The organism is Cyanobium sp. ATX 6F1, from assembly GCF_024346315.1.
Lineage (GTDB): Bacteria > Cyanobacteriota > Cyanobacteriia > PCC-6307 > Cyanobiaceae > ATX-6F1.
In genome coordinates this window covers 11,230-35,288 of sequence record NZ_JAGQCS010000010.1, presented here as the reverse complement: position 1 = coordinate 35,288, position 24,059 = coordinate 11,230, and the positions used below count along the sequence as shown (strand labels likewise).

27 protein-coding genes and 1 pseudogene are annotated in these 24,059 nt (G+C 68.1%); 12 read left to right on the top strand and 16 right to left on the bottom strand.

Annotated features, from left to right (window positions below):
* Positions 1–98 precede the first annotated feature (98 nt).
* Both KBZ13_RS13480 and KBZ13_RS15755 read right to left on the bottom strand, forming a co-directional pair.
* Positions 99–521 (bottom strand): GDP-mannose 4,6-dehydratase, encoded by a 423-nt coding sequence (locus KBZ13_RS13480; protein WP_315859642.1) that lies wholly within the window; start codon positions 519–521, stop codon positions 99–101.
* 21 nt (positions 522–542) lie between these two features.
* Positions 543–674 (bottom strand): hypothetical protein, encoded by a 132-nt coding sequence (locus tag KBZ13_RS15755; RefSeq protein WP_315859641.1) that lies wholly within the window; start codon positions 672–674, stop codon positions 543–545.
* 198 nt (positions 675–872) lie between these two features.
* Here KBZ13_RS15755 and KBZ13_RS13475 point away from each other — a divergent pair, with 198 nt between their 5' ends.
* Positions 873–1,229: a hypothetical protein gene (locus KBZ13_RS13475; protein WP_255009974.1), complete on the top strand. Its 357-nt coding sequence runs from the start codon at positions 873–875 to the stop codon at positions 1,227–1,229.
* Positions 1,230–1,444: 215 nt separating this feature from the next.
* On the opposite strand, the pseudogene KBZ13_RS13470 reads toward KBZ13_RS13475, so the two are convergent.
* From KBZ13_RS13470 to KBZ13_RS13460, 3 genes and pseudogenes are all read right to left on the bottom strand, one after another.
* Positions 1,445–1,585 (bottom strand): annotated as a pseudogene (locus KBZ13_RS13470) (sugar phosphate nucleotidyltransferase); the annotation flags it as partial.
* Positions 1,586–1,619: 34 nt separating this feature from the next.
* A complete protein-coding gene (locus KBZ13_RS13465; protein WP_255009971.1) occupies positions 1,620–2,891 on the bottom strand; it encodes a type II toxin-antitoxin system HipA family toxin in 1,272 nt (423 codons plus the stop codon).
* A gap of 41 nt (positions 2,892–2,932) precedes the next feature.
* Complete coding sequence (locus tag KBZ13_RS13460; protein WP_409995663.1) at positions 2,933–3,142, bottom strand: helix-turn-helix domain-containing protein; 210 nt, start codon at positions 3,140–3,142, stop codon at positions 2,933–2,935.
* 199 nt (positions 3,143–3,341) lie between these two features.
* On the opposite strand from KBZ13_RS13460, the gene KBZ13_RS15830 reads away from it, so the two are divergent.
* The 7 genes from KBZ13_RS15830 (at position 3,342) to rfbC (ending at position 9,644) form a co-directional block, all read left to right on the top strand.
* On the top strand, positions 3,342–3,452 hold the full coding sequence (locus KBZ13_RS15830) for a type II toxin-antitoxin system HicA family toxin (protein ID WP_409995662.1): 111 nt from the start codon (positions 3,342–3,344) through the stop codon (positions 3,450–3,452).
* Between the two features lie 404 nt (positions 3,453–3,856).
* A complete protein-coding gene (locus KBZ13_RS13455; RefSeq protein ID WP_255009967.1) occupies positions 3,857–5,677 on the top strand; it encodes an SLC13 family permease in 1,821 nt (606 codons plus the stop codon).
* Between the two features lie 141 nt (positions 5,678–5,818).
* A complete protein-coding gene (gene rfbA, locus KBZ13_RS13450; RefSeq protein ID WP_255009965.1) occupies positions 5,819–6,727 on the top strand; it encodes a glucose-1-phosphate thymidylyltransferase RfbA in 909 nt (302 codons plus the stop codon).
* Positions 6,724–7,653 (top strand): dTDP-4-dehydrorhamnose reductase, encoded by a 930-nt coding sequence (gene rfbD, locus KBZ13_RS13445; RefSeq protein WP_255009955.1) that lies wholly within the window; start codon positions 6,724–6,726, stop codon positions 7,651–7,653. Before rfbA ends, rfbD begins: the two co-directional genes overlap by 4 nt.
* Positions 7,650–7,967: a clan AA aspartic protease gene (locus KBZ13_RS13440; RefSeq protein WP_255009952.1), complete on the top strand. Its 318-nt coding sequence runs from the start codon at positions 7,650–7,652 to the stop codon at positions 7,965–7,967. The genes rfbD and KBZ13_RS13440 overlap by 4 nt, the downstream gene beginning before the upstream one ends.
* Positions 7,964–9,049: a dTDP-glucose 4,6-dehydratase gene (gene rfbB / locus KBZ13_RS13435; protein WP_255009950.1), complete on the top strand. Its 1,086-nt coding sequence runs from the start codon at positions 7,964–7,966 to the stop codon at positions 9,047–9,049. Before KBZ13_RS13440 ends, rfbB begins: the two co-directional genes overlap by 4 nt.
* 31 nt (positions 9,050–9,080) lie before the next feature.
* A complete protein-coding gene (gene rfbC / locus KBZ13_RS13430) occupies positions 9,081–9,644 on the top strand; it encodes a dTDP-4-dehydrorhamnose 3,5-epimerase (RefSeq protein WP_255009948.1) in 564 nt (187 codons plus the stop codon).
* Between the two features lie 10 nt (positions 9,645–9,654).
* On the opposite strand, the gene KBZ13_RS13425 is transcribed toward rfbC, so the two are convergent.
* The 5 genes from KBZ13_RS13425 to KBZ13_RS13405 form a co-directional block, all read right to left on the bottom strand.
* Entirely contained in the window at positions 9,655–12,198 is a 2,544-nt protein-coding gene (locus KBZ13_RS13425) for a glycosyltransferase (protein ID WP_255009946.1), read from the bottom strand.
* Positions 12,199–12,449: 251 nt separating this feature from the next.
* Positions 12,450–14,108 carry an ATP-binding cassette domain-containing protein gene (locus KBZ13_RS13420; RefSeq protein WP_255009944.1) on the bottom strand — a complete coding sequence of 553 codons (1,659 nt, stop codon included), beginning with the start codon at positions 14,106–14,108 and terminating at the stop codon, positions 12,450–12,452.
* Positions 14,108–14,971 carry a glycosyltransferase family 2 protein gene (locus KBZ13_RS13415; protein ID WP_255009942.1) on the bottom strand — a complete coding sequence of 288 codons (864 nt, stop codon included), beginning with the start codon at positions 14,969–14,971 and terminating at the stop codon, positions 14,108–14,110. Before KBZ13_RS13415 ends, KBZ13_RS13420 begins: the two co-directional genes overlap by 1 nt.
* Positions 14,971–15,741 (bottom strand): glycosyltransferase, encoded by a 771-nt coding sequence (locus tag KBZ13_RS13410; RefSeq protein ID WP_255009941.1) that lies wholly within the window; start codon positions 15,739–15,741, stop codon positions 14,971–14,973. The genes KBZ13_RS13415 and KBZ13_RS13410 overlap by 1 nt, the downstream gene beginning before the upstream one ends.
* A gap of 13 nt (positions 15,742–15,754) precedes the next feature.
* Positions 15,755–16,030 carry a hypothetical protein gene (locus KBZ13_RS13405; RefSeq protein ID WP_255010101.1) on the bottom strand — a complete coding sequence of 92 codons (276 nt, stop codon included), beginning with the start codon at positions 16,028–16,030 and terminating at the stop codon, positions 15,755–15,757.
* Here KBZ13_RS13405 and KBZ13_RS13400 point away from each other — a divergent pair.
* Complete coding sequence (locus tag KBZ13_RS13400) at positions 15,914–16,969, top strand: glycosyltransferase family 4 protein (RefSeq protein ID WP_255010090.1); 1,056 nt, start codon at positions 15,914–15,916, stop codon at positions 16,967–16,969. The genes KBZ13_RS13405 and KBZ13_RS13400 overlap by 117 nt on opposite strands.
* Positions 16,970–16,971: 2 nt before the next feature.
* Here the strand turns inward: KBZ13_RS13400 and KBZ13_RS13395 are convergent, their stop codons facing one another.
* Both KBZ13_RS13395 and KBZ13_RS13390 read right to left on the bottom strand, forming a co-directional pair.
* Positions 16,972–17,892, bottom strand: a complete 921-nt coding sequence (locus KBZ13_RS13395; protein ID WP_255009939.1) for a hypothetical protein — start codon at positions 17,890–17,892, stop codon at positions 16,972–16,974.
* On the bottom strand, positions 17,889–18,131 hold the full coding sequence (locus KBZ13_RS13390) for a hypothetical protein (RefSeq protein ID WP_255010088.1): 243 nt from the start codon (positions 18,129–18,131) through the stop codon (positions 17,889–17,891). Before KBZ13_RS13390 ends, KBZ13_RS13395 begins: the two co-directional genes overlap by 4 nt.
* Positions 18,132–18,186: 55 nt before the next feature.
* On the opposite strand from KBZ13_RS13390, the gene KBZ13_RS13385 reads away from it, so the two are divergent.
* Genes KBZ13_RS13385 through KBZ13_RS13375 form a run of 3 tightly spaced genes read left to right on the top strand, consistent with a single transcriptional unit; the run spans position 18,187 to position 20,079 of the window.
* Positions 18,187–19,428 (top strand): 1-deoxy-D-xylulose-5-phosphate reductoisomerase, encoded by a 1,242-nt coding sequence (locus KBZ13_RS13385; RefSeq protein WP_255009931.1) that lies wholly within the window; start codon positions 18,187–18,189, stop codon positions 19,426–19,428.
* Positions 19,428–19,814, top strand: coding sequence for a (2Fe-2S) ferredoxin domain-containing protein (locus tag KBZ13_RS13380; RefSeq protein WP_255009929.1), 387 nt, complete (start codon positions 19,428–19,430; stop codon positions 19,812–19,814). Before KBZ13_RS13385 ends, KBZ13_RS13380 begins: the two co-directional genes overlap by 1 nt.
* Before the next feature lie 31 nt (positions 19,815–19,845).
* Complete coding sequence (locus KBZ13_RS13375) at positions 19,846–20,079, top strand: hypothetical protein (protein WP_255009927.1); 234 nt, start codon at positions 19,846–19,848, stop codon at positions 20,077–20,079.
* An 18-nt stretch (positions 20,080–20,097) separates the two neighbouring features.
* On the opposite strand, the gene KBZ13_RS13370 is transcribed toward KBZ13_RS13375, so the two are convergent.
* From KBZ13_RS13370 to KBZ13_RS13355, 4 genes are read right to left on the bottom strand one after another with little or no spacing between them, the layout of a single operon-like run.
* Complete coding sequence (locus tag KBZ13_RS13370; protein WP_255009925.1) at positions 20,098–21,222, bottom strand: YheT family hydrolase; 1,125 nt, start codon at positions 21,220–21,222, stop codon at positions 20,098–20,100.
* On the bottom strand, positions 21,188–22,588 hold the full coding sequence (locus KBZ13_RS13365) for an NAD(P)(+) transhydrogenase (Re/Si-specific) subunit beta (protein ID WP_255009923.1): 1,401 nt from the start codon (positions 22,586–22,588) through the stop codon (positions 21,188–21,190). The genes KBZ13_RS13370 and KBZ13_RS13365 overlap by 35 nt, the downstream gene beginning before the upstream one ends.
* A complete protein-coding gene (locus KBZ13_RS13360) occupies positions 22,585–22,884 on the bottom strand; it encodes an NAD(P) transhydrogenase subunit alpha (RefSeq protein WP_255009921.1) in 300 nt (99 codons plus the stop codon). The genes KBZ13_RS13365 and KBZ13_RS13360 overlap by 4 nt, the downstream gene beginning before the upstream one ends.
* Positions 22,881–24,050: an NAD(P) transhydrogenase subunit alpha gene (locus tag KBZ13_RS13355; protein ID WP_255009919.1), complete on the bottom strand. Its 1,170-nt coding sequence runs from the start codon at positions 24,048–24,050 to the stop codon at positions 22,881–22,883. Before KBZ13_RS13355 ends, KBZ13_RS13360 begins: the two co-directional genes overlap by 4 nt.
* Positions 24,051–24,059: the final 9 nt, after the last annotated feature.

Below are 24,059 nucleotides of genomic sequence, written 5' to 3'. Positions count from 1 at the left end.
CTTGGTCACCCCCAAGTTCACGCATCGCGGAACATCACTTGGGGAGTGCCTCACTCATCTCAGCTCTCACCCGCCAGTACCCCCAGGCGATAGCCACTTTAGCGACCCCAATCACGCACTTGGCTGCACCACCCCTTGTGCTCCAGAGACAGGCGCACTTTGGCCGCCAGGCCCGTTTCAAAGCTGTGGCGCGGCTGCCAGCCAGGCTCATCCTTGATGCGCGTCGGGTCAATGGCAGAGCGGCACTCGTGGCCGGGGCGATTCTTCACCAGTGTGATCAGGTGGCTGCGGGGTGCATCTTCCGGCACCAGCTGATCGAGATCAGCGCAGATGGCCTCCAACACCTGCTTGTTGGTTCGCTCCTCATGGCCTCCCACGAAGTAAGCCCGTCCGAGAGTGCCTTGCGTGGCCGTCAGCAGCAGGGCATTCACGTGGTCGGCCACATTCAGCCTGTCGCGCACGTTCTGGCCGTCGCCATAGAGCTGGATCAACTCACCGGCCGCCGCCTTGAGGATCACCACCGGAAGGCCGTCGTTGTGGAGTCAGGCGTTTACGAGGTAACCGCTGCCGGCCTTGCTGGCGGAGTAGCGGCTGGCGGTGCCGCTGCAATGGGGCAAGTCGTTCTCCACCTCCGTGCGGGAGAACACCAGCACGCAACGGCTTCGCCATCCCATGCGGACGCTGGAGGATCCGATACCGGTAGCGCAGCTCGCACAACCCCATGGATTCACCGCCGCGGAAAGACGTCGACGCCACCTGATCCGCACGCGCACGCACACCCGTGCCGTTCGTGCCGCACGATGAGGAAAGCGAGCCTGGTGTCTGGATCGTGCGCATCGCGACTGTGATTCCTGACAATGAACGCTGGCTGCATGGGGCAGCAGCGGCAGCAGACCTGGAAACCGCGATCGCATGGTCAGCCAGCCATCAGCCAGAAGACACCACCTGAGGCAAAGGTCAGGCTGGATCTGAACAATCCGGTGTTTCAAGAGCATCTGTTGACACTGCAGCATTTGAAACGGCAGAAGCCTGAACGCCAGGCCGCACTGGACATCCTGAACAAGATTCGCCAGTTGACGTGGAATCAGCCGTACCTCACCCTGGCATCAGGTGGGAGAGGATCACGAGCATCCAAACGCCCCATGACATCAACGCCGTGTATTCCCTACGCATCAGCCCATGACGCCGCGCTACGGCCCATCGCGATGGTGACGTCCTGGGCCTGCTGACGATGTCCCCAGATCACGTCGCCACCTATGGCAAAAACTGACGGCATCCACGGGTTGTGAACCAGCTGCCGCCCCCAGCGACACGCCACTCCCCCATCCACGCTCAGCAGCCGTTCGGCAGAGAGATCTCATGGTCATGAAGCCGCCTTCGCGTTGGCGGCCTGGTCTCCGCCAGAGGATGGAGGTCAGATCCAGCGCCCCGTTGGGCGGGCAAGGGCACTTCGTTCCAGTTCCGCCAGGATCGCGCTGGCACGGAACAGAAACATGCCGCTGTTCCAGGTGAAGCGTCCCGCCGCCAGGAACGGCTCGGACGTGGCGAGATCGGGCTTCTCCACGAAGCGGGCGATCGGCACCGGCACCCGCCAGTGGCCGGAGTCGCGGTGCTCCCGGTTACGTATCAGGCGTGCTGCTGAGGCTCTCCTCCGTCTTTGTGCCTAAGTCCAGGGCCTTGGAGAGTCGCTGGGCGGCATCCTCCAGACCGCCCAGAATCGGATCAGCCACCGAACTCGGAAAGCCGGCGGGGATGGTGCTGGTCACTTCAGCCATCACATCGGTCGTGGCGGTCACCATCTCAACCATCGCCTGCGTCGCTGCCTGAGGGTCGATGCCCCACTGTCTTGCCATGGTCACCCTCTGGGGAGCCAGCTGGTTGGCGCCTCTGCCGATCACTGGGTAGGCCGAAATCACGTCGTAGAGAGGTGTGAGCCGAAACGCTCCGCCAGCACCCAGCATCAGGGAAAAGTTCTTGGCATGCCCATCAATGGCGGCCAGCAGCCAGAACAGCAGCAGAGAACGGAACAGCTGCATCCGATCCTCTTGGGGGGCCAGGCTGCCGCGCAGCAGCGTCATCAGATCAGCGATGCCTGGCCCCCCATCACTCTGATACTTGAGTCCTGGTGGTATCCCCAGCGCCTGGCAGCAGTCCTCCTGCGGCAGACGTAACCACCAGCTGCCATCGCGGGCCAGGCGACGGTCGAAGCGCTCGACCACCAGCACCTTCTGGTCCTCGAAACAGGCGATCCTGCTCGCGGCCACCGGCAATCCAAAGGCTGCGGCAATCCGGCCGCACAGCCACTCATTCTCAATCGAAAGGGAACGATCAAGCCCCTCCACTCCCACCCGGCCCAGAGGCAGCTTGAAGATGTGGGTGGATGGCGTTGCACGCAGTGGTACACACCACTGGTCGCCATGGCGGAGGAACGCTGTTTTCTCCTGGGCTCCAGCCAGCGACAGCCGAAACGCCTCCCCATCGTTCTGGCCCAGGGGCTTGCCCTGCACCGCGAGCCGGCATTGCCTGGCTACCCCGGCCTCATCGAGGGGCTCGGCCTCGATCACACGCACCTTCAGCGCTGGCGAACCTTCCGGTAGAAGTTGAAGGGCGCCCACGCAGTCGCGCCCAACCGCCGCCAGCAGCGCCATGGCACCGCCGTTGCTGGTGGAGAATCGCTCTTGCAGGCGCAGGCGGATCTCGCGGCTGTCGGGCAGCAGATTCTCGAAGTAGTTCTCCACCACGGCCCCGTGATGGGCCTGGCCCTCAGGCAGCAAGGGCAACGAGAGCGAAATCGGGCGGCAACGGGGTGAACTCAGCCAGCTGGCGGCGTAGTGGAGACGGTGCCCGCCGGTGGACGTCACCTGCCAGTGCCCCACCAGCTCGCCGTTCATCCACAGGTCAAGACCATGGCCCAACCGAGGACGTGCCATGGCTACCAGTCGTCTCCTGCGCTCCGCACCGGGGCTTCACGGGGCTGGAGCACAAGCTCCACCGTCAACGCGGCCATCAGGCGGTAGAGGCTGTCGATCGTGCAGCGCTGTGGGTCGTTCTCCAGGGACGACACCGTCTTCTGCTGCAAGCCGCCTCGAACTGCGGCCTCCTGCTGGGACAGCCCCAGCTCCTTGCGGCGACTGCGCAGCAAGACGCCCAGCTGTGATGGAAGGCGGGCCACATGGGACAAAGCTCATCCCCTGAAAGGAATAGATCCAGCTTATCCCCTACGGGACATAAAACCAAGTTAACCCCCGCAGGGGTTCATAGCAGCCGGGCTGCTTCGTTGCCGGCCCGGGGCCACAGGCGGGTGCTGCCGGCCGTTCAAGCCTTCCAGCCAGCCTGGGCGCATGACGGTTGCTGGAAAGCCAAGCGACGACCTCGCTCCAGGCACGCTCAAAAGCATGGTCAAGCCATCCGGAGTGCCCCTGCGCTCGAGCCTGGCCACCGTTCAGGTGTAGCGATTCGGCCTTGCTCCAGGTGCCGCTGGCTTTGTAAGGCACCTCGGCAGTGGTGCTCATGGTTTGCAAGGCCAGCTCACAACCTTCAAGCCCTCAAAGGCACTGAAGTCGCCCCCGTTGCGTGTGGCCAGCACCAGTTCCTGAGTGGCCGCAATCGCCGCGATCTGCCCATCGGCAAACAGGGGAGTGCGGCCCTCGTGTCCATGGGTTCAATGTCGGCACCCCTGGGGGCGTGAAAAGCCGGAGGTTGCGCGTCACCACCGTGCTGCGACGATCAGGTGCGTCGGGATCTTCCCCTCCCCTGGAAGAATCAGCTCCGAGCGGTACGTTGTTCCTCGGCCTCCAGGGGCGGTCCATGAGAAGCCTCAAGACTCAACAACAGCCGCATTGGAGTGTCCTGGCCCATGAGCGCCTTCCTGGAAGCGGCCTCCCAGCCGGCGGGCCTGATCACGTTGGGCGTGTTCGCCGGCGCGATCGTGCTGTTCGTCACCGGCTGGCTGGCGCCGGAGGTGACGGGCCTGCTGGCCATGGCCCTGCTGGTGGCCTTCAAGGTGCTCAAACCCGATGAGGCGGTGCAGGGCTTCGGCAGTCCGGCGCTGATCACCTTGATCGGTCTGTTCGCCGTCTCGGCCGGGCTGTTCCGCAGCGGCGGCCTCGATCGGCTGCGCGCCCTGATCGGCTCCGATGCTGTGCGCACCCCCCAGCGGATGATCACCCTGATGGTGGGCGTCGTCGCGCCGCTCTCGGGCTTCATCCCCAACACCCCGATCGTCGCCACCCTGCTGCCGGTGATCGAGAGCTGGTGCCACCGCCGCGGCGTCTCCCCCTCGAAGGTGCTGCTGCCGCTCTCCTTCGCCACGGTGCTGGGGGGCACCATTTCCCTGCTGGGCACCTCCACCAACCTGCTTGCCAGTGATGTGAGCCGTCAGCTGGGCTACGGCTCGCTGGAACTGTTCAGCTTCTCCGCCATCGGCATCCCGATCTGGCTGCTGGGATCCCTCTACATGCTCTGGGCCTCTGATCGCCTGCTGCCCGACCGCGGCCTCGACCATGACGACCTGCTCGGCGACCTGGCCCGTGCCGGCTACTTCACTGATGTGCTCGTTCCAGAAGGATCCGAGCTGGTGGGCCAGTCGCTGCACAACAGCCGCCTGCAGCGGCGCTTCGATGTCGATGTGCTCGAGCTCCATCGCGGCGAGGAGAGCTTCACAGCTCCCCTGGCTGATCTCACCCTTGAGGCCGGCGATCGGCTGATGCTGCGCTGCAACCGCGAGAACCTGCTGCGCCTGCAGCAGGAGCACACCGTGACCCTCGCCCCGATCAAGGCGGGCGCTGGGGAGCCTGGCCCAACCGGCAACCAGCCGATCGCCTCCCAGAGAGTGGTCGAGGTGCTGCTCCCCAATGGCTCCACCATCACCGGCACCAGCGTGCGTGACCTGCGCTTTCGCCAGACCTACAACGCCACCCTGCTGGCGGTGCGCAGAGGCAACCAGGTGCTGCGCGAGCGTCTGGGGCGGGTGGTGCTCCAGGCCGGGGATGTGCTGCTGCTCCAGGCCCCCATCGACGCCATCCGCGGCATGCAGGCCAACAACGATCTTGTGCTGCTCGATGAACTCGAAAAGGACCTGCCCACCACCGATCGCAAGTGGGTGGCGGTGATCGTGGCCTCATTGGTGATCCTGCTGCCGTTGTTCAAGCTGCTCAACCTGATGGCCGCCGTCACCCTGGCGGTGGTGATCATGGTGGCCACCGGCTGCCTGAAACCCGGTGAGCTGCAACGCTCCGTGCGTTGGGATGTGATTCTGCTGCTGGGGTCGCTTTCCTCCTTCAGCGTCGCGATGCAGAAGACTGGCCTGGCCGAAGCGATGGCCACTGATCTGCTCCATTCCCTGCAGGGTTGGCCCACCTACGGCGTGCTGCTGGTGGTGTTCATCCTCGCGCAGCTGTTCACAGAAGCGCTCAGCAACGGCACCACGGTGGTGCTGCTGATGCCGATCGCCACTGAGATCGCCAAGGGGCTGCAGCTGCCGCCCATGGCCTTCATCTTCGCCATCCTGTTCGCCGCCAGCCAAAGCTTCCTTACCCCCATCGGCTACCAGACCAACCTGATGGTCTTCGGCCCGGGCCGCTACCGCTTCCTCGACATGACCCGCTACGGGGCGCCACTCACGGTCGGCCTGGCGCTGATCGTTCCCTGGTTGATCTGCCGGCACTTCGGGCTTTGAAGCGATGATCCAGCGGGGGAACTGAAGCGTTACGGCGTGGGTGTCGGGTCAGCTGCGATGGTCCGGAAGGGCAAGAAGCACACCCAAACGCGCTGCAGGACCACGTCACTCGACAATGGCCCGGTTGCCCTGTCACTCTCGATGCCCTCCCCCCAGGCCAACCCCAGTGGGCGCCGCGGCATCATCCTGGCCGGCGGCACCGGGAGCCGTCTGCATCCGATCACCCAGGCGGTGAGCAAGCAGCTGCTGCCCGTGTATGACAAGCCGATGATCTACTACCCGCTCAGCACCCTGATGCTGGCGGGGATTCGCGAGATCCTGATCATCTCCACGCCCGTGGATCTGCCCCGCTTTCGCGATCTGCTCGGCGACGGAGCGGCCTGGGGCCTGGAGCTCAGCTACGCCGAACAACCCAGCCCCGATGGCCTCGCCCAGGCCTTCTTGATCGGTGAAGCCTTCCTTTCCGGCAGGCCCGCCGCCCTGGTGCTCGGTGACAACCTCTTCTATGGCCACGACTTCTCCGGTGGCCTGCAAACCGCCAGCGCCCGCTGTGATGGGGCCACCGTGTTTGCCTACCGCGTCGCCGATCCTGAGCGCTATGGCGTGGTGGGCTTCGACGGGGATCTGCGCGTCACTTCGCTCGTGGAGAAACCCGCCAAACCAACCTCCAACTACGCCGTCACCGGCCTCTACTTCTATGACTCCCGCGTGGTGGAGCTGGCCAAGCAGGTGAAACCCTCCGCCAGAGGCGAGCTGGAGATCACCGACCTCAACCGCCTCTATCTCGACGCCGGCCAGCTGCAGGTGGAGCTGCTCGGACGCGGCATGGCCTGGCTGGATACGGGCACCTGCGATTCCTTGCATGAGGCCGGCAGTTACATCCGCACCCTCGAAAAACGCCAGGGCCTCAAGATCGGCTGCCCCGAAGAGGTGGCCTGGCGCCAGGGCTGGATCGATGGCGAAGCCCTCTCCGCCCTGGCGGCCCCCTTGCGCAAATCCGGCTATGGGGCCTACCTGGAGAGCTTGCTGATCGAGGAGAGTCAGCCTTGAGCGCCCCCCTGCTGCTGATCGGCCGCTCCGGCCAGGTGGCTTCGGCCGTCCAACGCCTGGCGCCCCAGTTGTTGCCGGATCGGCCGTTGGTGATGGCCGGGCGGCCCGAGCTCGATCTGGCCGCCCCCGCTCCTGTGCTGGCCCCCCAGCTGGAGGCCCTGCTGGAGCAGCACCAGCCCGCCCTGGTGCTCAACGCCGCCGCCTACACCGCCGTCGATCGGGCCGAAAGCGAACCGGAGCTGGCCGAGGCCATCAACGCCACCGCCGTGGGCCTGCTGGCGGCCGCCTGCGCCCAGCGCAACCTCCCCCTGCTGCACCTCTCCACCGACTACATCTTCGACGGCAGTGGCGAGCGCCCCTGGCAGGAGGACGACCCCACCGGGCCCCTGGGGGTCTACGGGGCCAGCAAGCTGGCCGGCGAGCAGGCCCTGCGGGCCGCCGGAGGGCCGCACCTGCTGCTGCGAGTCAGCTGGGTGTTTGGCCTCGAGGGCGCCAACTTCGTGCGCACCATGCTGCGGCTGGGCGCCGAGCGCCCGGCGCTGTCGGTGGTGGCCGATCAGATCGGCGGCCCCACCAGCGCCGACGCGATCGCTAGCACCCTGCTGACCCTGGCTGAAGCCGCCAGCGCCGGGGTTCTCGCCGATGGCCGCCCCTTCCCCTGGGGCACCTACCACTACAGCGGCCAGCCGGCCGTGAGCTGGCACGGCTTCGCCGCTGAGATCTTCAGGCAAGCGCTGGAGCTGGGCCTGCTGGAGCGCTCCCCCGAACTCAGCGCCATCCCCACCAGCTCCTACCCCACCCCGGCGGCCCGTCCCGCCAATTCCCGCCTCGATGGCACCCGCTTCCAGACCACCTTTGGGCTTCCCTTGCCCGATTGGCGCGAGGATCTGCGCCAATGCCTGAGCGCCTGGGCCGGGGAACCATGAACCCATCCACCACCCCTGCTTCGATGGGTCTGATTCGCGCCGACCTTCAACTGGCCAACCCCACAAGACCCGAACTCCAGCCCGTGGCGGTCTCCGCCCTGGGGGACACGGGCGCGGTGCATCTCTGCATCCCCGAGCACCTGGTGATCCAGCTCCAGCTCGAAACCCTTGAGCAGCGGGAAGTGGTGCTGGCCGATGAGGTGTTGCTGGGGGCGATCCCGATGGAGGCCATGGATCTGGTGCTCAGGCCCCAGCTGCAGTCGGTTGATGTGAACCCCGCCAGCCCCAACCTTCCACTCTCCGTCGCCCAATGACGCGTCACCTCCTGATCACCGGCGGCGCCGGCTTCATCGCCGGCAACCTCGTGCACCACTGGGCCGCCGCCCATCCACACGACAAGTTAGTGGTGCTCGATGCACTCACCTACGCCGGCAACCGGGCCACGATCGAACCGCTGATTGCCAACGGCGCCGTCCACTTCGTGGAGGGCGACATCGGCAATCGCGCCCTGGTGGACGCGCTCCTGGCCGAGCACGCCATCACCCACATCGCCCACCTGGCGGCCGAATCGCACGTGGATCGCTCGATCAGCGGCCCCGGGGCGTTCCTCTCCACCAACGTGAATGGCACGTTCACGCTGCTGGAGGCGTTCCGCGCCCATTGGCTCGCCGCCGGCTCGCCCGCGGCCTGGCGCTTCCTGCACGTCAGCACCGACGAGGTGTTCGGCAGCCTCGGACCCAGCGATCCGCCCTTCTGCGAAACCACCGCCTATGCCCCCCGCTCCCCCTACGCCGCCAGCAAGGCCGCCAGCGATCACCTCGCCCTGGCCTGGCAGCACACCTACGGCCTGCCGGTGCTGCTGAGCAACTGCTCCAACAACTACGGGCCCTTCCACTTCCCCGAAAAACTGATCCCGCTCACCCTGATCAACATCCTCCTGGGCCGTCCGATTCCGGTCTACGGCGATGGCTCCAACGTGCGCGACTGGCTGTTCGTCGAAGACCACTGCCGCGCCCTCGAGCGCATCCTGCTCTCGGGTGAACTAGGCCGCACCTACTGCATCGGCGGCAACAACGAGGTGAGCAACCTCGATCTGGTGCACCAGCTCTGCGACCTCGTCGATGAGCAGGCGCCTGAGCAAGGCATGGCGCTGCCCGTTTCCCCCAGCCGCAAGCTGATCCGTTTCGTCGCCGATCGCCCCGGCCACGATCGCCGTTACGCCATCGACGCCTCCCGCATCCGTGATGAATTGGGCTGGGAGCCCCAGGTCACCGTGGCCGAAGGCCTGCGCCGCACGGTCGCCTGGTATCTGGCCAACCGCTCCTGGTGGGAGCCGTTGCTCTCTGCCGAATACGGCACCTACCTCGCGGGCCAGTACGCCGGCCAGCTCGGCTGAGACCACCAGCAGATCCCACAGCGCACCCCCCATGGAGATCATTCCCCAGTCCATTCCCGAGGTGCTGCTGCTCAAGCCCAAGGTGTTCGGCGACGAACGCGGCTTCTTCGTCGAAACGGCGCGCCAATCGGAGCTGGAAGCGGCCGGCATCCCGCCCCTGTTGCAGCACAACCAGAGCCGCTCCGGCCGCGGCGTGCTGCGCGGCCTCCACTACCAACTGGTGCAGACCCAGGGCAAGCTTGTGCGCTGCGCCAGGGGCAGCGTCTTCGATGTGGCCGTCGACGTGCGCCACGGCTCCCCCAGCTTCGGTATGTGGGTGGGGGCCGTGCTTGATGACCTGCAGCACCACCAGCTCTGGGTGCCGCCCGGCTTTGCCCACGGCTTTCTGGTGCTCAGCGCGCTGGCCGATTTCTGCTACCTCTGCAGCGACTACTACCACCCCCCTTCGGAACAGGGCATCGCCTGGGATGACCCGGATCTGGCGATCGCCTGGCCAACCCTGGAGGCCGGCGCGCCGCTGCAGCTCTCGGCCAAGGACCGGGCCAACCCCCGGCTGAAGGATCAACCCGCCGACCGGCTGCCCCTTCTGCCCTGACCCATCAACCTCAGGCCAGTTGCCGGAGGTTGTAACAGGCCACAAGCTCATCGCCCCCCAGACGCCGCACCAGCTCCGGCCTGTAGGTCAGCGCCTCCCCCAGCTGGGCGTCGTCCGCGGGGGCCGGCAGGCCCACATCAGCGCAGATCCGCCAGAGCGCCTCCCGGCAAGCCACGCCGCCCCAGCCCTTGCGCCCATGGCCCAGGGCCGCCTCCCGCACTTCCTCCCAGAGGGTCTGGGAGCCATACAGCTCCAGCACCGCCGCAGCCAGGGCCCCGGCGTCGTCGCCCTTGAGGAAGGTGATCCCATGGCGCAGCGCCAGCCCCTCGGCGGCAATGGTGGTGGCCACGATCGGCAGTCCCGCCGCCATGGCGGTGAGCATCTTGCCCTTCACTCCCGCCCCGTAACGCAAGGGCGCCACCGCCAGCCGCCGGTCCCCCAGGAACGGCTCCAGGTCGGCCAGATAGCCGTGGATTTCCACATCGGGGCCGGCCAGATCGATCACCTCCTGGGGCGGATTGGAGCCCACCACGTGGAAGCTGATGCCCGCCCCGGCAGCCCGCAGCAGCGGCATCACCTCCGACACGAACCACAGCACCGCATCGGTGTTCGGCGGGTGGCCAAAGCCGCCGATGAACACCACGCCAGAGCGCTGCGCGAAGCCCTTGGGCCCCGGTTCAGACTCCACAACCGGCGGCAGCACATAACCCCTCCCACGGGGCTCGAGCCGCGTCTCCGCCTCCCGCTGCTCCGTCTCGCTGAGGTAGAGCACCCCGTCCACCACATCCACGATCTCCTTCTCGAGGGCCCGCATCGCCGCCATCGCGGCCTCGCTCACCGAAGACGGATCGAGCGCCCGCTGGCGCTCCATGCGCAGGTGGTGCAGGTCATGGGTGTAATACATCAACCGCGCATGGGGGGCGTGGCGCTTGATCGCCTCCAGGCAGCGCTCCGCCACCTCCGGCCGCGCCAGCAGCAGCCCGTCGTAGCTGCTGCCCTCCACCTCCAGGTGCTCGGCCACCGAGCTCAGATGGGGATGCACCAGCACCCGCACGCCAAGGCGCTCCAGGGCGCTGCTGTACTCCGGCATGAATTGCAGGTTGTCGACGGCGATGAAGCTGACGTCGTAGCCCAGCTGCACCAACGCCATCAGGATGTTGAACATGTAGAGCGAGCCGGCGTCCTGATCGGGCGTGGGCGTGGTCATCTCCAGCACCAGCAACCGGCCGATGCGGCCTCGGTTGCGCTCGATCAGCGGGTTCTCGCCGTTGGGGGCATGGCCCGCCAGCCGCTCGGCCCACTTGCGCCGGAACAGTTGGCCGTTGCGTGCCTGGTGCCGCTTGGCGCCGGATTCCTCATCACGGCCGCCGCTCACCCCCTCGAAATGGATCACCCGCGAGCTGGGCTGCACGATCACCCGCAGACCGCGTTCGCGAATCTGAAGGGCCAGATCGGTGTCCTCGTAGTACGCGGGCACATAGCGGTTGTCGAAGCCCCCCAACTCCCGGAACAGGGCCGTGGGTACCACGATCGAGGCCCCTGACACGTAATCCACATCGCGGGCGAAGCGCACCTCGGGTGAGCGCGGATCGCTGCCGCGGCCATAGTTCCAGGCGCTGCCGTCACGCCACACAATCCCCCCCGCCTCCTGCAGGCGCCCATCGGGGTAAAGCAGCATCGAGCCCACCAGGCCGGTGCCGGGGAACAGGCGGAAGCTGTCCACCAGCTCCTCCAGCCAACCGTGGGTGACGACGGTGTCGTTGTTGAGAAAGCAGAGGTAATCGCCCTCCGCTACGGCGGCGCCTCGGTTGCAGGTGCGCAGAAAGCCGAGGTTTTCGGCATTGCGCAGCACCCGAATCGGGCCGAGGCCATCGAGGGCGGCCAGCTGGGCACCTGAGCCGTCGGGGGAGGCGTCATCGAGCACCACCAGCTCCACCCGGCAGAGCGAGTGGCGCTGATACGTGCGCTCCGCCAGCAGGCTCTCCAGGCAGCGCAGGGTGACCGGCAACTTGCCGTAGCAGGGCACGATCACGCTCACCAGAGGCACCTCGGCCACGGCCCCTTGGTTCGCCAATGGCGCCAACCAGCGGATCATCTCCAGCGCCTCGCCTTCCGGCCGCACCCCCTGGGGGTAGTGGCGGCTGCTGAGCGGATGGGCGGCGAACAGGGGCCGCTCGCGATCCTGCAGGAAACGGCGATAGCGGTTCCAGATCCGCTCGGTGGCCTCCACGCCGCTTTGCTCCAGCTCACGCTGCAGCACCAGCGGATCGTCGTAGAGGGTGAAGGGGTCGTCGGCGCTGAGCTGGCGCACCATCCCCAGCCGGGCCGTGCGCTCCCCCACCTCCCGGAACGTCAGCTCCATCGGCGAGGCCGCCTCGGGCGCCTCGATCACGCTCGGGCTGGCCTCCAGTTTCCAGAAGAAACGCTCGGTGGCCACCACGTCGCAGATGGCCAGCCGCTGCTCATCGATCTGGCCGTCGGTGAACCGGAACCTCACCGGGGTGGAGCAGCCGTAGACCGGGAGCTGGGCGCGGGCCGTGACCTCGATCCACACCGGCGTTAACTTCCGCTGAGGCCTAACGCTAGCGATTGGGGTCAGCCCGCCCACGCTCAGGGGCCCGTAGGGTCTCCCCGAGACGCGGCTGTCGTTCCGGCGAAGGCGGGGACGGCATGAGCGTGAACGAGCCCGAAAACACCTGGACCATCCCGTAGAGGAACCAACCTCCTGCGAACGCCGACACCAGGAACAGAAGCAACAGCGAGGCTGCCCGCAGCGCCAGCTGAACCCGGGAGGGCGGCTCCAGTTCAGCCATGGCTTGCCCTCAGGTCCAGGACCCTGTCGCAGAGTTCAAGGCTGGCGCGGCGGTGGCTGACCAGCAACAGTGTCAGGTGGGGGCGCGCCACCCGCAGGCGGGTCAAGAGCTGCCGTTCCGCCTCCAGGTCGAGGGCGCTGGTGGCCTCATCCAGCACCAGAAGCGACAACGGTGCCGCCAGGGCTCGGGCCAGACCCACCCGCTGGCGCTGGCCCCCGCTCAAGCTCCGCCCCGCTTCACCCACCTCCCGCCCCAGCAGCTCCGTCAGACCCGTGAGCTCGGCCAGCGCCGCCAGCTGAGCGAGCTCCAGCCCTGATTCACCGGCGCCGAGGGCCACATTGGCCGCCACCGTTCCAGCCACCAGGGGCACCGCCTGACCCACATGGGCCAGGCCCGCCTGCCAACGCCGCAGGGGCAGCGACTCGGGCTCGAGGATCGCCCCATCCAGGCGCAGGTGCCCCCGATCAGCGGGCAACAGTCCCAGGAGCAGATCCAGCACCGTGCTCTTGCCCGCCCCCGACGGACCCCACAGCCCCAGCCACTCCCCACGATCCAACTGGAGCTCGAAACCAAGGAGCACTGGACCAGCCTCGGGGGCATAGGCGAAGCTCACGCCCTCCAGGGCCACGCGCCGCCAGTCCTCCAGCGCTGTCAGCGGCGGCCGCGGCAGGATCTCCGGCCGTTCCAACAGGCCCAGGAGATCCTCCAGCAGGGCCGTGCCGGAGGTGAGCGAGGCCCAGCCCACCCAGATCTGCTGGCTCAGGGGCAGCAATCGCTGGGCCGCAAACGCCAGTAGCCCCAGGGTGGGCAAAACCTGGAGCGGTGTCTGGCCCCGCGCCAGCAGCACCAGACCGGTGAAGGCGATGCCCACCATCCCCAGAGGCTCCAGCAGGTAGCGCGGCAGGGCGGTAAGAACGGAATTGGCAGCCTCAAGACGGCGCATGCGTCGCTCGATCGCCCCATACCCCGCCGCCACCGTCTCGGCACCGCCCCGCAGCAGCAGCGAACGAATCGCCGCCAGGTTGTCCTGAATCAATCGGATCAGCTGCCGCTGCAAGCCCACGGCCTCACGCCCCTGGCGGCGCAAGCGGGCCCGGCTGGCGAGGGTGAGAAGGCTGTAACTGACGGCCACGACCAGCGCCACCGGCAGCAACACCTGCCAGGCCAGGGCTGCCAGCACCCCCACAATCGCGACCGCCAACAGGGTGGCGCTCACCAGCTGCAGGCCCTGCTGGAGCACCTGGGTGATCAGCTGCCGCTGCTGCGGCGCCAGGATCGCCACCACCCGGCTTCCATCCAGCAGCAGATGCTCGCCGTAGGGCCGCCCGAGGGTGCGGCGGAAAGCCGCCTCCCCCAGGTCAGCGCCAATGGCTGCCGCCAGCTGGGCCGTCACCTGAAGGTTGGCTAGGCGCACCAGGGCCGCAGCCACCACCGCCCCACAGAACAGCCAGGCCACCCAGATCCGCGCCCCCTGGCCCCACTGCATCAGCCCCACCAGCAACGGCGCCACCGCTGCCACCGAGACCATCTCCAGGGCGCCGCTCAACAGCATCAGGCCGGAGGCCAGGGCCAGCTGCCTCCGGCGGCGGCGGCCCAGCTGACGCCAGAGCCGCCCCCAGAGCGGGCCTGCGGAGCGGTCTGGGAGCCCCATCAGACCTGGGCAAACAGAGAGGCCACCAGGGGTGCCCCCCCCAGCAAGGCATTGAGGGGCGAGGTGATCGAGACAGGGGGAGGCACCAGACGGCGCTCAGACACCACCTGCAGGGCATGCCTGGATCCCCAGAGCATCAACTGACGCAAGGCGGCGGCGTGGTCCAGCCCGTGGTGGCGGAAGACCCCATAGGTCCAGGCGGTGACCTGAAAAAGATGGCGAGAATGGTTGGCGTCGTGGAGCCTGTAAAAAGCCAGCAACGACGGCAAGACCCCATAGCGCAGATCCGGATGGTCGCGCCGGAGGTTCAGCCAGAGCAGGTAGTCCTCATGGGGGACCAGTGGGAACCCCCCCTCCAGCAGCTCAGCGCGGACCAGGACCGTGAGCATGGGAATCGGATTGGACTGGCGCATCTGCTCCAAGACCAACCGCTCCGGTGGACAGCGCACCGCCAGCAGGGGCTGTCCCAAAGTCCGGAAGCGCCCGTAGGCGGTCACAGAAAGATCTAGCCCCCCGGCCTGGTGGAAGGCCAACTGATGCTCCAGCTTGCGGGGGTGCCAGAGGTCGTCACAGTCGAGGAAGGCCACCAGTGGACTGCCCACATGCGCCAGCCCATGGTTGCGGGGCCGGGCAGGCAAGCGTTGGCCAACTCTCCTGGAAGCGTCTGCAGGCATGGGCAGTTGCCGAAAGCGGCGATCGCCAGCAATGCAGCGGGTCAACACCTCGGCGCTGCGGTCCTCGGAATCGTCATCGACCAACAGGCACTCCCAGTCGCGAAAGGTCTGCTGCTGAAGGGTGCGCACCAGGTCCGGAAGGAACACCTCGGCGTTGCGGAACGGGGTGACGATCGAGAGGCGTGGCATCAGTAGCGCCACCCCATCCAGGCGGCCCTGGCGCGCATCAGGTGGGGATACCCCCCAGCGAGGGGGCGCACCAAGGCCTTGATGGCCTCATTGACACGGCCGCTACGCCCCAGAGCTGGATCCCGCCAGCGGCGCAGGAGTTCGCGGCCACCGGGCAGTCCACTGGAGACCCCCCCAAGCCTGAAGCGGCAGACGGGCTCCGCCAGGTAGGCCTCAGAGCCGCTGGCGGCCAGGGCGGCCCGCATCACCGGCCGATCGCCATAGATCGAACTGTCGGCGGGGTAGGGATGGGCCCGGGCCCAGTCGCCATCGAACAAAAAAGCTTGATGGCAGGGCACCATCCGCCCCAACCAGGCGGTCATCGAACGAACGCGTGAATCGGGCGTCAGCCAGCGCAGGGGGCGGCCCGGCACCTCCACCCAAGCCTGACCGAACACCGCCGCCGGGGGGCGTCCGGCATCCAACCGCCGCCGGCCATGGGCCAGCAGTCGTTCAAGACTCCGATCATCGGCGTAAAGATCACCCGCAGGCAGCACCTGCAACCATCGGCCCCTGGCAAGGGTTAAAGCCGCATTGAGGGCGTCATAAATGCCGCGGGCGGGCCGCTCCATCCAGCGCATCTGCCACCCCTGTTGGGCCAGCTGCGGCCGGTGCCGCTCTGTCTCATGGAAACAGCCAAGGGACTCGGAGCCGTCAACCACGATCACCTCCAACCCAAGCTCTCCACTCTGAAACCGCTGGCTCGCTATCGAATCCAGCGTTTCGCTCAAGGCTTCAGAGTTGTCACGACAGATCGTCAAAACACTCATCAAGACCTGTGGCTTCAAGGTCATTGCCCCCTCCAGCACCCCCGCTGGACTTAACATAGATTTGACATTGAGCACCAGTAAGAAAGGGTCTGATCCAACAGAAATTGTGATGCGGATCGGATTCGATCATCAGATCTTCCGACTCCTGAGGCAGGGAGGGATCAGCCGCTGTTTCGCCGATCTGATCGCCGGCCTCCCCAACGCTGAACTTGACGTCCGACTGACGTTTCGTCTCCACGGTAACCAGCACCTTCGGGCTCCAGGCCTGCTCCGGCTGCCGATCCAGGTCTTTCAGCTGCTGGGCCGTCTAGGGCTCGACCCAGCGCCAAGCGAAGCCTGGGCGCCAACGGTGGCCCTGGGCGGCTTGGACCTGCTCCATGCCACCTATTACCTGGGTGCGGCCCCTCCGCGGGGGCTCCCCTTCCCCCTGGTGTCGACCCTCCACGACATGACCCCCGAACGCCTGCCGCAGCTGGCCCCCCTGGGGCGCGGGGGCCACCGGGTGCAGAAGCGGGCCTGGCTCGAAGCCAGCGATGCGATCGTTGCCGTCAGCGCCAGCAGCGCCGCCGACCTGGCCACCCTCGCCCCAGCCCTGGCCGGCAGAACCCGGGTGATCCACCACGGGACCCGCTTTTTCGATCTCACCCCACGACCCTGCCCCGGGGTCCCCGCTCAGCCGTTCCACCTTTTCGTCGGTCGTCGGGGCGGCTTCAAGAACACCACGGCGCTGTTCGAGGTGTTGGCCGCATTGCCCCAGCACCTGGTGCTGGTGGGCGGCGGCCCCTTGAGCCGGCGGGAGCGGCACCAGATGCGCCAGCGGGGCCTCCAGGGGCGCGTGCGCACCCTCAACCCCGACGATGCCCAGCTGGCCTGGCTCTACCGCCACTGCAGGGCGGTGCTGGTGCCCAGCCTGGCGGAGGGATTCTCCCTGCCTTTGATCGAAGCCCTGGCCTGCGATGCCCCCGTGCTGGCCTCGGATCTGGCCGTTCACCGGGAAATCGGCGGGTCCTTCGTGGAGCTGCTGGACCCCCAGAACCCCGACCAGTGGAGATCAGCCCTTTCCTCTGCGGGCCCACTCCCCCGGCCGAGTGAGCGCCTGTCCCGCACCCAGGCCGCTGAGCTAAGTCACCATTTCAGCCTGGAGCGAATGGTGGCGGATTACCGCAGCTTCTACCGCTCCTTGAGGTGAGGTCAGGCCAGCAGCCGACGCAATCGACCGAGCGCCCGCAGCGCCAGGGGCGGCTGGAATTGGGTGAGGAAGGTATGACGATCAGCCCGTCCATCTGGCAAGCACTGGGCGGGATGGCGCAGGGGCGCCTCCAGATCGCCGATCGACCCATGGGGCGTGGATCCCGTGTTGGTGTGGGTCGCCTGGGGGTGGCCGAAGCCCACATTGGTCACCAGGTTCACGGCCGGCAGACAGGTGAGCAGGCCCTGGCGCCAGCAGCTGTAGGTCCAGATGTAGTCCCAGGTATCGCACTCTCCGCCATGCACCCGCTCCAGGCAGCGGCTCCAGTACCGGGCGAAACGCTTCCCACCCAAGTCCTCCAGCCAACCCTGATCGCGGAAGGCAGGCCAGCCCTCCAGCTCGGCGTCATAGGTCGCCCAGGCCCGTCGCCAACTGGCCCAGCCCCAGCCGTGGTTGTAGAGGGAGAAGTAGTAACTGGCCCCGTCGCGGGGGCGCTGGGGTTGGAAATTGCTGCCGCTGATCACCCCAATCCGCGTGTCGTTCCGGTAGTGCTCCAGCAGCTCCGAGCAGAACGAAAAAAAGCGCGGTGAAGCCACGATGTCGTCCTCCAGGATGATGCCCTCCTCTACCTGCTCGAAGAACCAGCTGATCGCTTCGCTCACCCCGCGGCGGCAGCCCAAGTGCTCGTTGCGCAGATGCCAATGACACGCGCAGGGCCAGTCCACCTCGCTTTCAATCAGAGCTCGGGTGGCGGCGCAGGCCTGGGCTTCGGCCGGATCCCCGGGGCGAGGCCCATCGCAGGCCACGAAAAGGCGCGGGGGGCGCACCTGACGCAGGGCCTCAAGCACCAGGGCCGTGGTGTCAGGGCGCCGATAGGCCAGCAACAACACCGCCGGCAACGGTCGCTGCTCCTGATCGCTCATCGAGAAACGTTCGGGTCCTCGGCGGCGGCTCCGGCAGAGGTGGGCCCTTTCCCAGCCATCAGCGCCTCGATCCGGCGGATGCGCACCACCGTGGTGCTCCAGACCTCTCGGCGGAACAGATCGTCGGCGGGGCAGGCCTCCAGCAGCGCCTCGATCGACTCCCCCCGCTCAAAGGCCTCCCAGAGCTCCCGTTCCAGCTTGGCCCGTTCGATGAAGTTCCAGCGCTTCAGCCAGAGCATGGTCCAGGGCACCATCAACGGTGGGACACTAGGCGCCAACCGCGCGCTCGATCCCGTGAAAGCCATCAGCGTGCTGGGCTCCACCGGTTCGATCGGCACCCAGACCCTGGAGCTGGCCTCGGAGTTTCCCGAGCGCTTCAAGGTGGTGGCGCTCACGGCCGGCCGCAACCTCGATCTCCTGATCGAGCAGATCCTCCAGCACCGCCCCGAGGTGGTGGCCCTGGCCGACGCCGAGCTGGTGGCGGCCCTGCGCCAGCGGCTGCAGGATCTCGAGCCCGGCCAGCGCCCCGAGCCGCTGCCGGAGCTGCTCGGGGGGCCCGAGGGCCTGTGCGCCGCGGCCGCCTGGCCTTCGGCCGATCTGGTGGTGACCGGCATCGTCGGCTGCGCCGGCCTGCTGCCCACCCTTGGGGCGATCCGCGCCGGCAAGGATCTGGCCCTGGCCAACAAGGAAACCCTGATCGCCGCCGGCCCGGTGGTGCTGCCCGAACTCAAAAAGAGCGGCAGCCGCCTACTACCGGCCGATTCCGAGCACTCCGCCATCTTCCAGTGCCTGCAGGGCACCCCCTGGGCCGACACGGCCCGCCTCTCCACGGGTGTGCCCACCCCGGGCCTGCGCCGCATCCAGCTCACCGCCTCCGGCGGTGCCTTCCGCGACTGGCCCGCCGCCGATCTGGCCAAGGCCACCGTGGCCGACGCCACCAGCCACCCCAACTGGTCGATGGGGCGCAAGATCACCGTGGATTCCGCCACCTTGATGAACAAGGGGCTGGAGGTGATCGAGGCCCATTACCTCTTCGGCCTCGGCTACGACCAGATCGAGATCGTGGTCCACCCCCAGAGCATCATTCACTCGATGGTGGAGCTGAGCGATTCCTCGGTGCTGGCGCAGCTGGGCTGGCCCGACATGAAGCTGCCGCTCCTCTACTGCCTCAGCTGGCCCGAGCGCCTGGAAACCCCCTGGCGTCGCCTTGACCTCACGGAAGTGGGCACCCTGAGCTTCCGCGCCCCCGACCGGGCCAAGTACCCCTGCATGCAGCTCGCCTACGCCGCCGGCCGCGCCGGCGGCACGATGCCGGCGGTGCTCAACGCCGCCAACGAACAGGCCGTGGCCCTGTTCCTCGAGGAGCAGATCCATTTCCTCGACATCCCGCGACTGATCGAGCACACCTGCGAACGCCACGGCCCCGATCTGCGCAGCGACCCCAGCCTGGAGGAGGTGCTCGCCGTTGACGCCTGGGCCCGCGCCGCCGTGCGCGAGACCGCCGGAACTGCCCCCGCCAAGCTGATCACCGCCTGATGGCCTTGCCCGGTGAAACGGCCAAGGGCCCCATGGTCATCCAGCACCACCTGCTGCTCTGCGCCACCCCCAGCCGCCCCACCTGCTGCGACCCCGCCGTGGGGGCCGCCAGCTGGGAGCGGCTCAAGGCCCTGGTGCGCGAGCTGGATCTGGAGAATCCCGCGCGCGCCGGGGGGATCGTGCTGCGCACCAAGGCAGATTGTCTTCGCCATTGCAGCGGCGGGCCGATCCTGCTGGTCTGGCCCGAGGGCATCTGGTACGGCGAAGCGACCGCCCAGCGGCTGGAGCGCATCGTGCGCGAGCACCTGATCGGCGGCCGGGTGGTGGAGGAATGGGTGCTGCGCCGCACCCCCTTCGCCGCCTTCCCTGCCGTCGAATCGCCGTAGGCTCCGACATGGCCTCGATCCAGCTCCGCGCGTGAACTTCCCGGGAACCCTGCAGGAGCTCAAGGAACTGGTGGCCGTGCTCGGGGAACCGGGCCACTGGCTGCACGAGGGTCCCTTCGAAGAATTCGTCTTCGACAGCGGCGAGCGGCTCAACTGGTGGGCCAGCAATGGCCAGCTCACGGTGTCGGGGCATCCCGAAACCAGGGCTCTGCTGATCGGGCGGCTGGTGGAGGCCGATGGGCGCCTCGAGCCCCCCAGCGACTGAGCGTTCATCAGGGGAAGCTCAGGCGTCCCCAAGGGCCAGGTGCTCCAACCAGCGGGTCGCCAGCCGGTCGCTCCAGCAGCCGCCCGGGGCGTGAAAACCGTTGTGCCCCCCGCCCCGGGTGAGTACCACCTGAAGCGGTCCCTCCGGGCGGGCGGTGGCCGCCTGCTCCAGGGCCCGGGCTGGGGCCGCCGGCACCCAGGGGTCGTCGTCGGCGTGGATCACCAGGGTCGGGGGGAGCCGCCCGGCGTCGGCGCCGGCCTCCGAGCCCATCGCTGCGGTCGCCTCAAGCTCTTCGGTGAGGCGCCGCAACGGGCTGGCCTCGGCGTAGTAGTGCTCCACCGAGTCGTAGCCCCAGCGGGGGGCGGTGATCGCCGCATCGAACTGGCGAATCGTGCGCACATGGGCCAGGGCCGAGCGCTCCTGCTCGGTCACCCCATGGGGATCAGCCAGGGTCTGGCGGCGCAGGCCGCGCAACAGCCAGTTGATGTAGAGGCGGTTGCGCGGGCGATCGATGAACCGGGAGCAGGCGATCAGATCCAGGGGGCTGCTGATCGTCACCAGGCCATCGAGCACAGGCTGGGCGGTGGCAAGGGATTGGGGCCGCAACTCCGGATCCAGCACGGCATTGAGCAGCAGGGTTCCGCCCATGGAGATACCCGCCCCCAGCAGCGGCAACGGACGGGAGGGGGAGGGGCCCAGCCGGCTGGCGAGCTGGCGGGCCCAGACCAGCACCGGCGCCAGGTCGCGGTTGACCTGGGCGGCGTAGGTTCCCCGGGCCAGGGGCCGCCCTCGCCCGGCCCCCCGCAGGTTGAGCCGCACCACCGCCAGACCCGCCCCCTGCAGGCTCAGGGCCAGCCGTCCCACCCCCTGCCCTTCGCTGCAGCCGCCCAGGCCCGGGGTGAGCAGCACCAGCGCCCGCGGTGCCGTGGCGGGCCGATCGAGCAGGGCCAGCAGGCGGTCGCCGCCGCCGATCGGCAGCTCAAAGGGTTCACCATGCTCGGGCTGCAGGGTCGGCTGACGCAGGCTGTCGCGCAGGGTCTGCAGATCGGCGCCCCACCAGGGGGCCCGCTGGCGGAACTCCCCCAGGCCCAGACGGGCCGCAATCCCCTCAGGAGGAGGCTCCCACCGCCTGTTTGCCGACACCCAACGCCCGCAGCTCCTGGGTCAGAGCTAGCAGAACCTGCTTGGCATCGCCAAACACCATCGAGGTCTGGGGCAGCTCGAACAGAGAATTGCGGATCCCGGAATAGCCCGAGCCCAGGCTGCGCTTGACGACGAACACCGAACGGGCCTGATCCACCTCCAGCACGGGCATCCCGTAAAGGGGGCTGCTGGGATCGTTCTTGGCCTGGGGGTTCACCACGTCATTGGCCCCCAGCACGATCACCACATCCGTGCGCGGGAAATCGGGGTTGATCACATCCATCTCGATCAGCTGCTCGTAGGGCACATCCGCCTCCGCCAGCAGCACATTCATGTGGCCGGGCATGCGCCCCGCCACCGGGTGGATCGCGTAGCTCACCTCGATCCCGTGCTGCTCCAGCAGCCGGGCCAGTTCCTTGAGCCCGTGCTGGGCCTGGGCCACCGCCAGGCCGTAGCCCGGCACGAACACCACCCGCTCCGCCTGCTCCAGGGTCAGGGCACACTCCTCGGCGCTGCAGGAGGTGACCGAGGTGTAGCCCTGGCCGTCGTCGCCGCTGGCCGTGGCGCCGCCGCCGAGGGCACCGCCGAACAGCACCGAGGTGAGCGAGCGGTTCATGCCCGTGCACATCACCTGGGTCAGGATCAGCCCGGCCGCCCCGACCATGGCGCCGGCGACGATCAGCAGCTGGCTGCCGACCACGAAGCCCGCCGCCGCCGCCGCCACGCCGGAATAGGAGTTGAGCAGCGAGATCACCACAGGCATGTCGGCGCCGCCCACGGGCAGGGTGAGCCCGACCCCGAGCAGCAGGGAGAAGACCGTGAGCGCCGGCAGACCAGCCGGCAGACCGTTGAGCACCAGAACGGAACTGGCCAGAGCGAGCAGGGCCAGGGTGATGTTGACCCCATGGCGCTGGGGCAGGAGCATCCAGCCGGGGGTCGGCAGCCATCCCTGCAACTTGCCCATCGCCACGATCGAACCGCTGAAGGTGATCGAGCCCACCAGAACCGACACCAGCACCGACAACACCGCCAGCAGGCCCAGGGGCGTGGGCAGGGCCGAAGCGCCGAGCGCCACCAGCAGCGAGGCCACACCGCCACAGCCGTTGAACAGGGCCACCACCTCCGGCATCGAGGTCATCGGCACCTTGTAGGCCACCACGGCACCCACGCTGCTGCCCAGCACCAGCCCCAACAGCATCCACGGCCAGCCGGCCAGGCCCTGGTCGAGCAACAGACCCACCACCGCCAGGCCCATCGCCGCCGCCGCCAGGCCATTGGCCCAGCGGGCCGTGCGGATCCGCGAGAGTCCCTTGAGCCCCAGGGCCAGCAGCAGCACCGCCCCCAGATCGATCGCGAGGTGGCTCATGAGGCCGGCCCCCGACGGCGGAACATCGCCAGCATCCGATCGGTCACCAGGAAACCTCCCACCACGTTGAACAGGGCAAAGCCCAGCGCCACCGCCCCCACCAGGCGCAGGGCCGGGGTCGTGGCCTGACCGATCAGGGCCAGGGCCGCCAAAAGAGTGATGCCGCTGATCGCGTTGGCCCCCGACATCAAGGGCGTGTGCAGGGTGGGCGGCACCTTGCCGATCAGCTCGAAGCCCAGGAGGCTGCCCAGCAGCAGCACCCAGAGGGCCTCGGAAAGGGAAAACGTTTCGCTCATGCTGTGGCCTCCGTGCGGGCGGGACGTAGATCGGGGCGCCGGCAGGCCCCCCCATGGGTGAGCAGGCAGGGGTCCAGCAAGGGATCCTCCGGATCGATGTGGATCGTGCCCTCCTTGAGCACCACCTCCAGCAGGGCGGCCAGGTTGCGGGCGTAGAGCGCGCTGGCGTGCTGGGGCACCGTGGCCGCCAGATTGCCCGCCCCGATCACCAGCACTCCGCCCACCCACTCCTCGGCGTCGGCCCGGCTGGAGGCGCAGTTGCCCCCCTGGGCCACCGCCAGGTCGACCACCACCGACCCCGGGCGCATCCCCGCCAGCATCTCCTCGGTGATCAGCAACGGTGCCGGCCGACCGGGCACCTGGGCCGTGCAGATCACCACATCGGCGTCCTCGAGCTGCTTGGCGAGGATCTGGCGCTGGGCCTCCTGGAACACGGCTCCGGCCTCACGGGCATAGCCCCCCGCCTCACCAGGAGCCTCCTCCAGCTGGGGTGGCTCGATGAACCGGGCCCCAAGCGATTCCACCTGTTCGCGGGCGGCGGGGCGCACATCACTCACCCGGACCACCGCTCCGAGCCGGCGGGCCGTGGCCACCGCCTGCAGGCCCGCCACGCCGGCGCCCAGCACCACCACCTTGGCGGGCTGCACCGTGCCTGCCGCTGTCATCAGCATCGGGAAGAAGCGATCCAGGGCTGCGGCGGCCAGCAGCACGGCCTTGTAGCCGGCGATGTTGGCCTGGGACGAGAGCACATCCATCGCCTGGGCCCGGCTGATCCGCGGCAGCAGCTCCAGCGCCAGGGACGACACCCGGCCCAGTTCCAGCTGGTCGATCAGGGCCTGGTTGCGGTAGGGATCCAACAGGCCCAGCACCAGGCTGCCCGCCGGCAGGGCCTCCAGCCGACCATCACCCCCCTCCGAGCTCAGCAGCGGTGCCTGCACCGACAGAACCACATCGGCCTGGCGCCAGCGCTCGAGGCTCTCGGAGGTGGGGAACACCTCCGCCCCCGCTTCGTTGAAGGCCGCATCGCTGTAGCCGGCCGCCCGGCCGGCTTCGGCTTCGATCCAGACCCGTGCCCCCCGGGCCAGCAGGCGCTTCACGGTCTCAGGGGTGGCCGCCACCCGGGTCTCCCCGGAGCGCCGCTCCCGCGGAACCAACACAGTCGTCAAGGCGGCTTC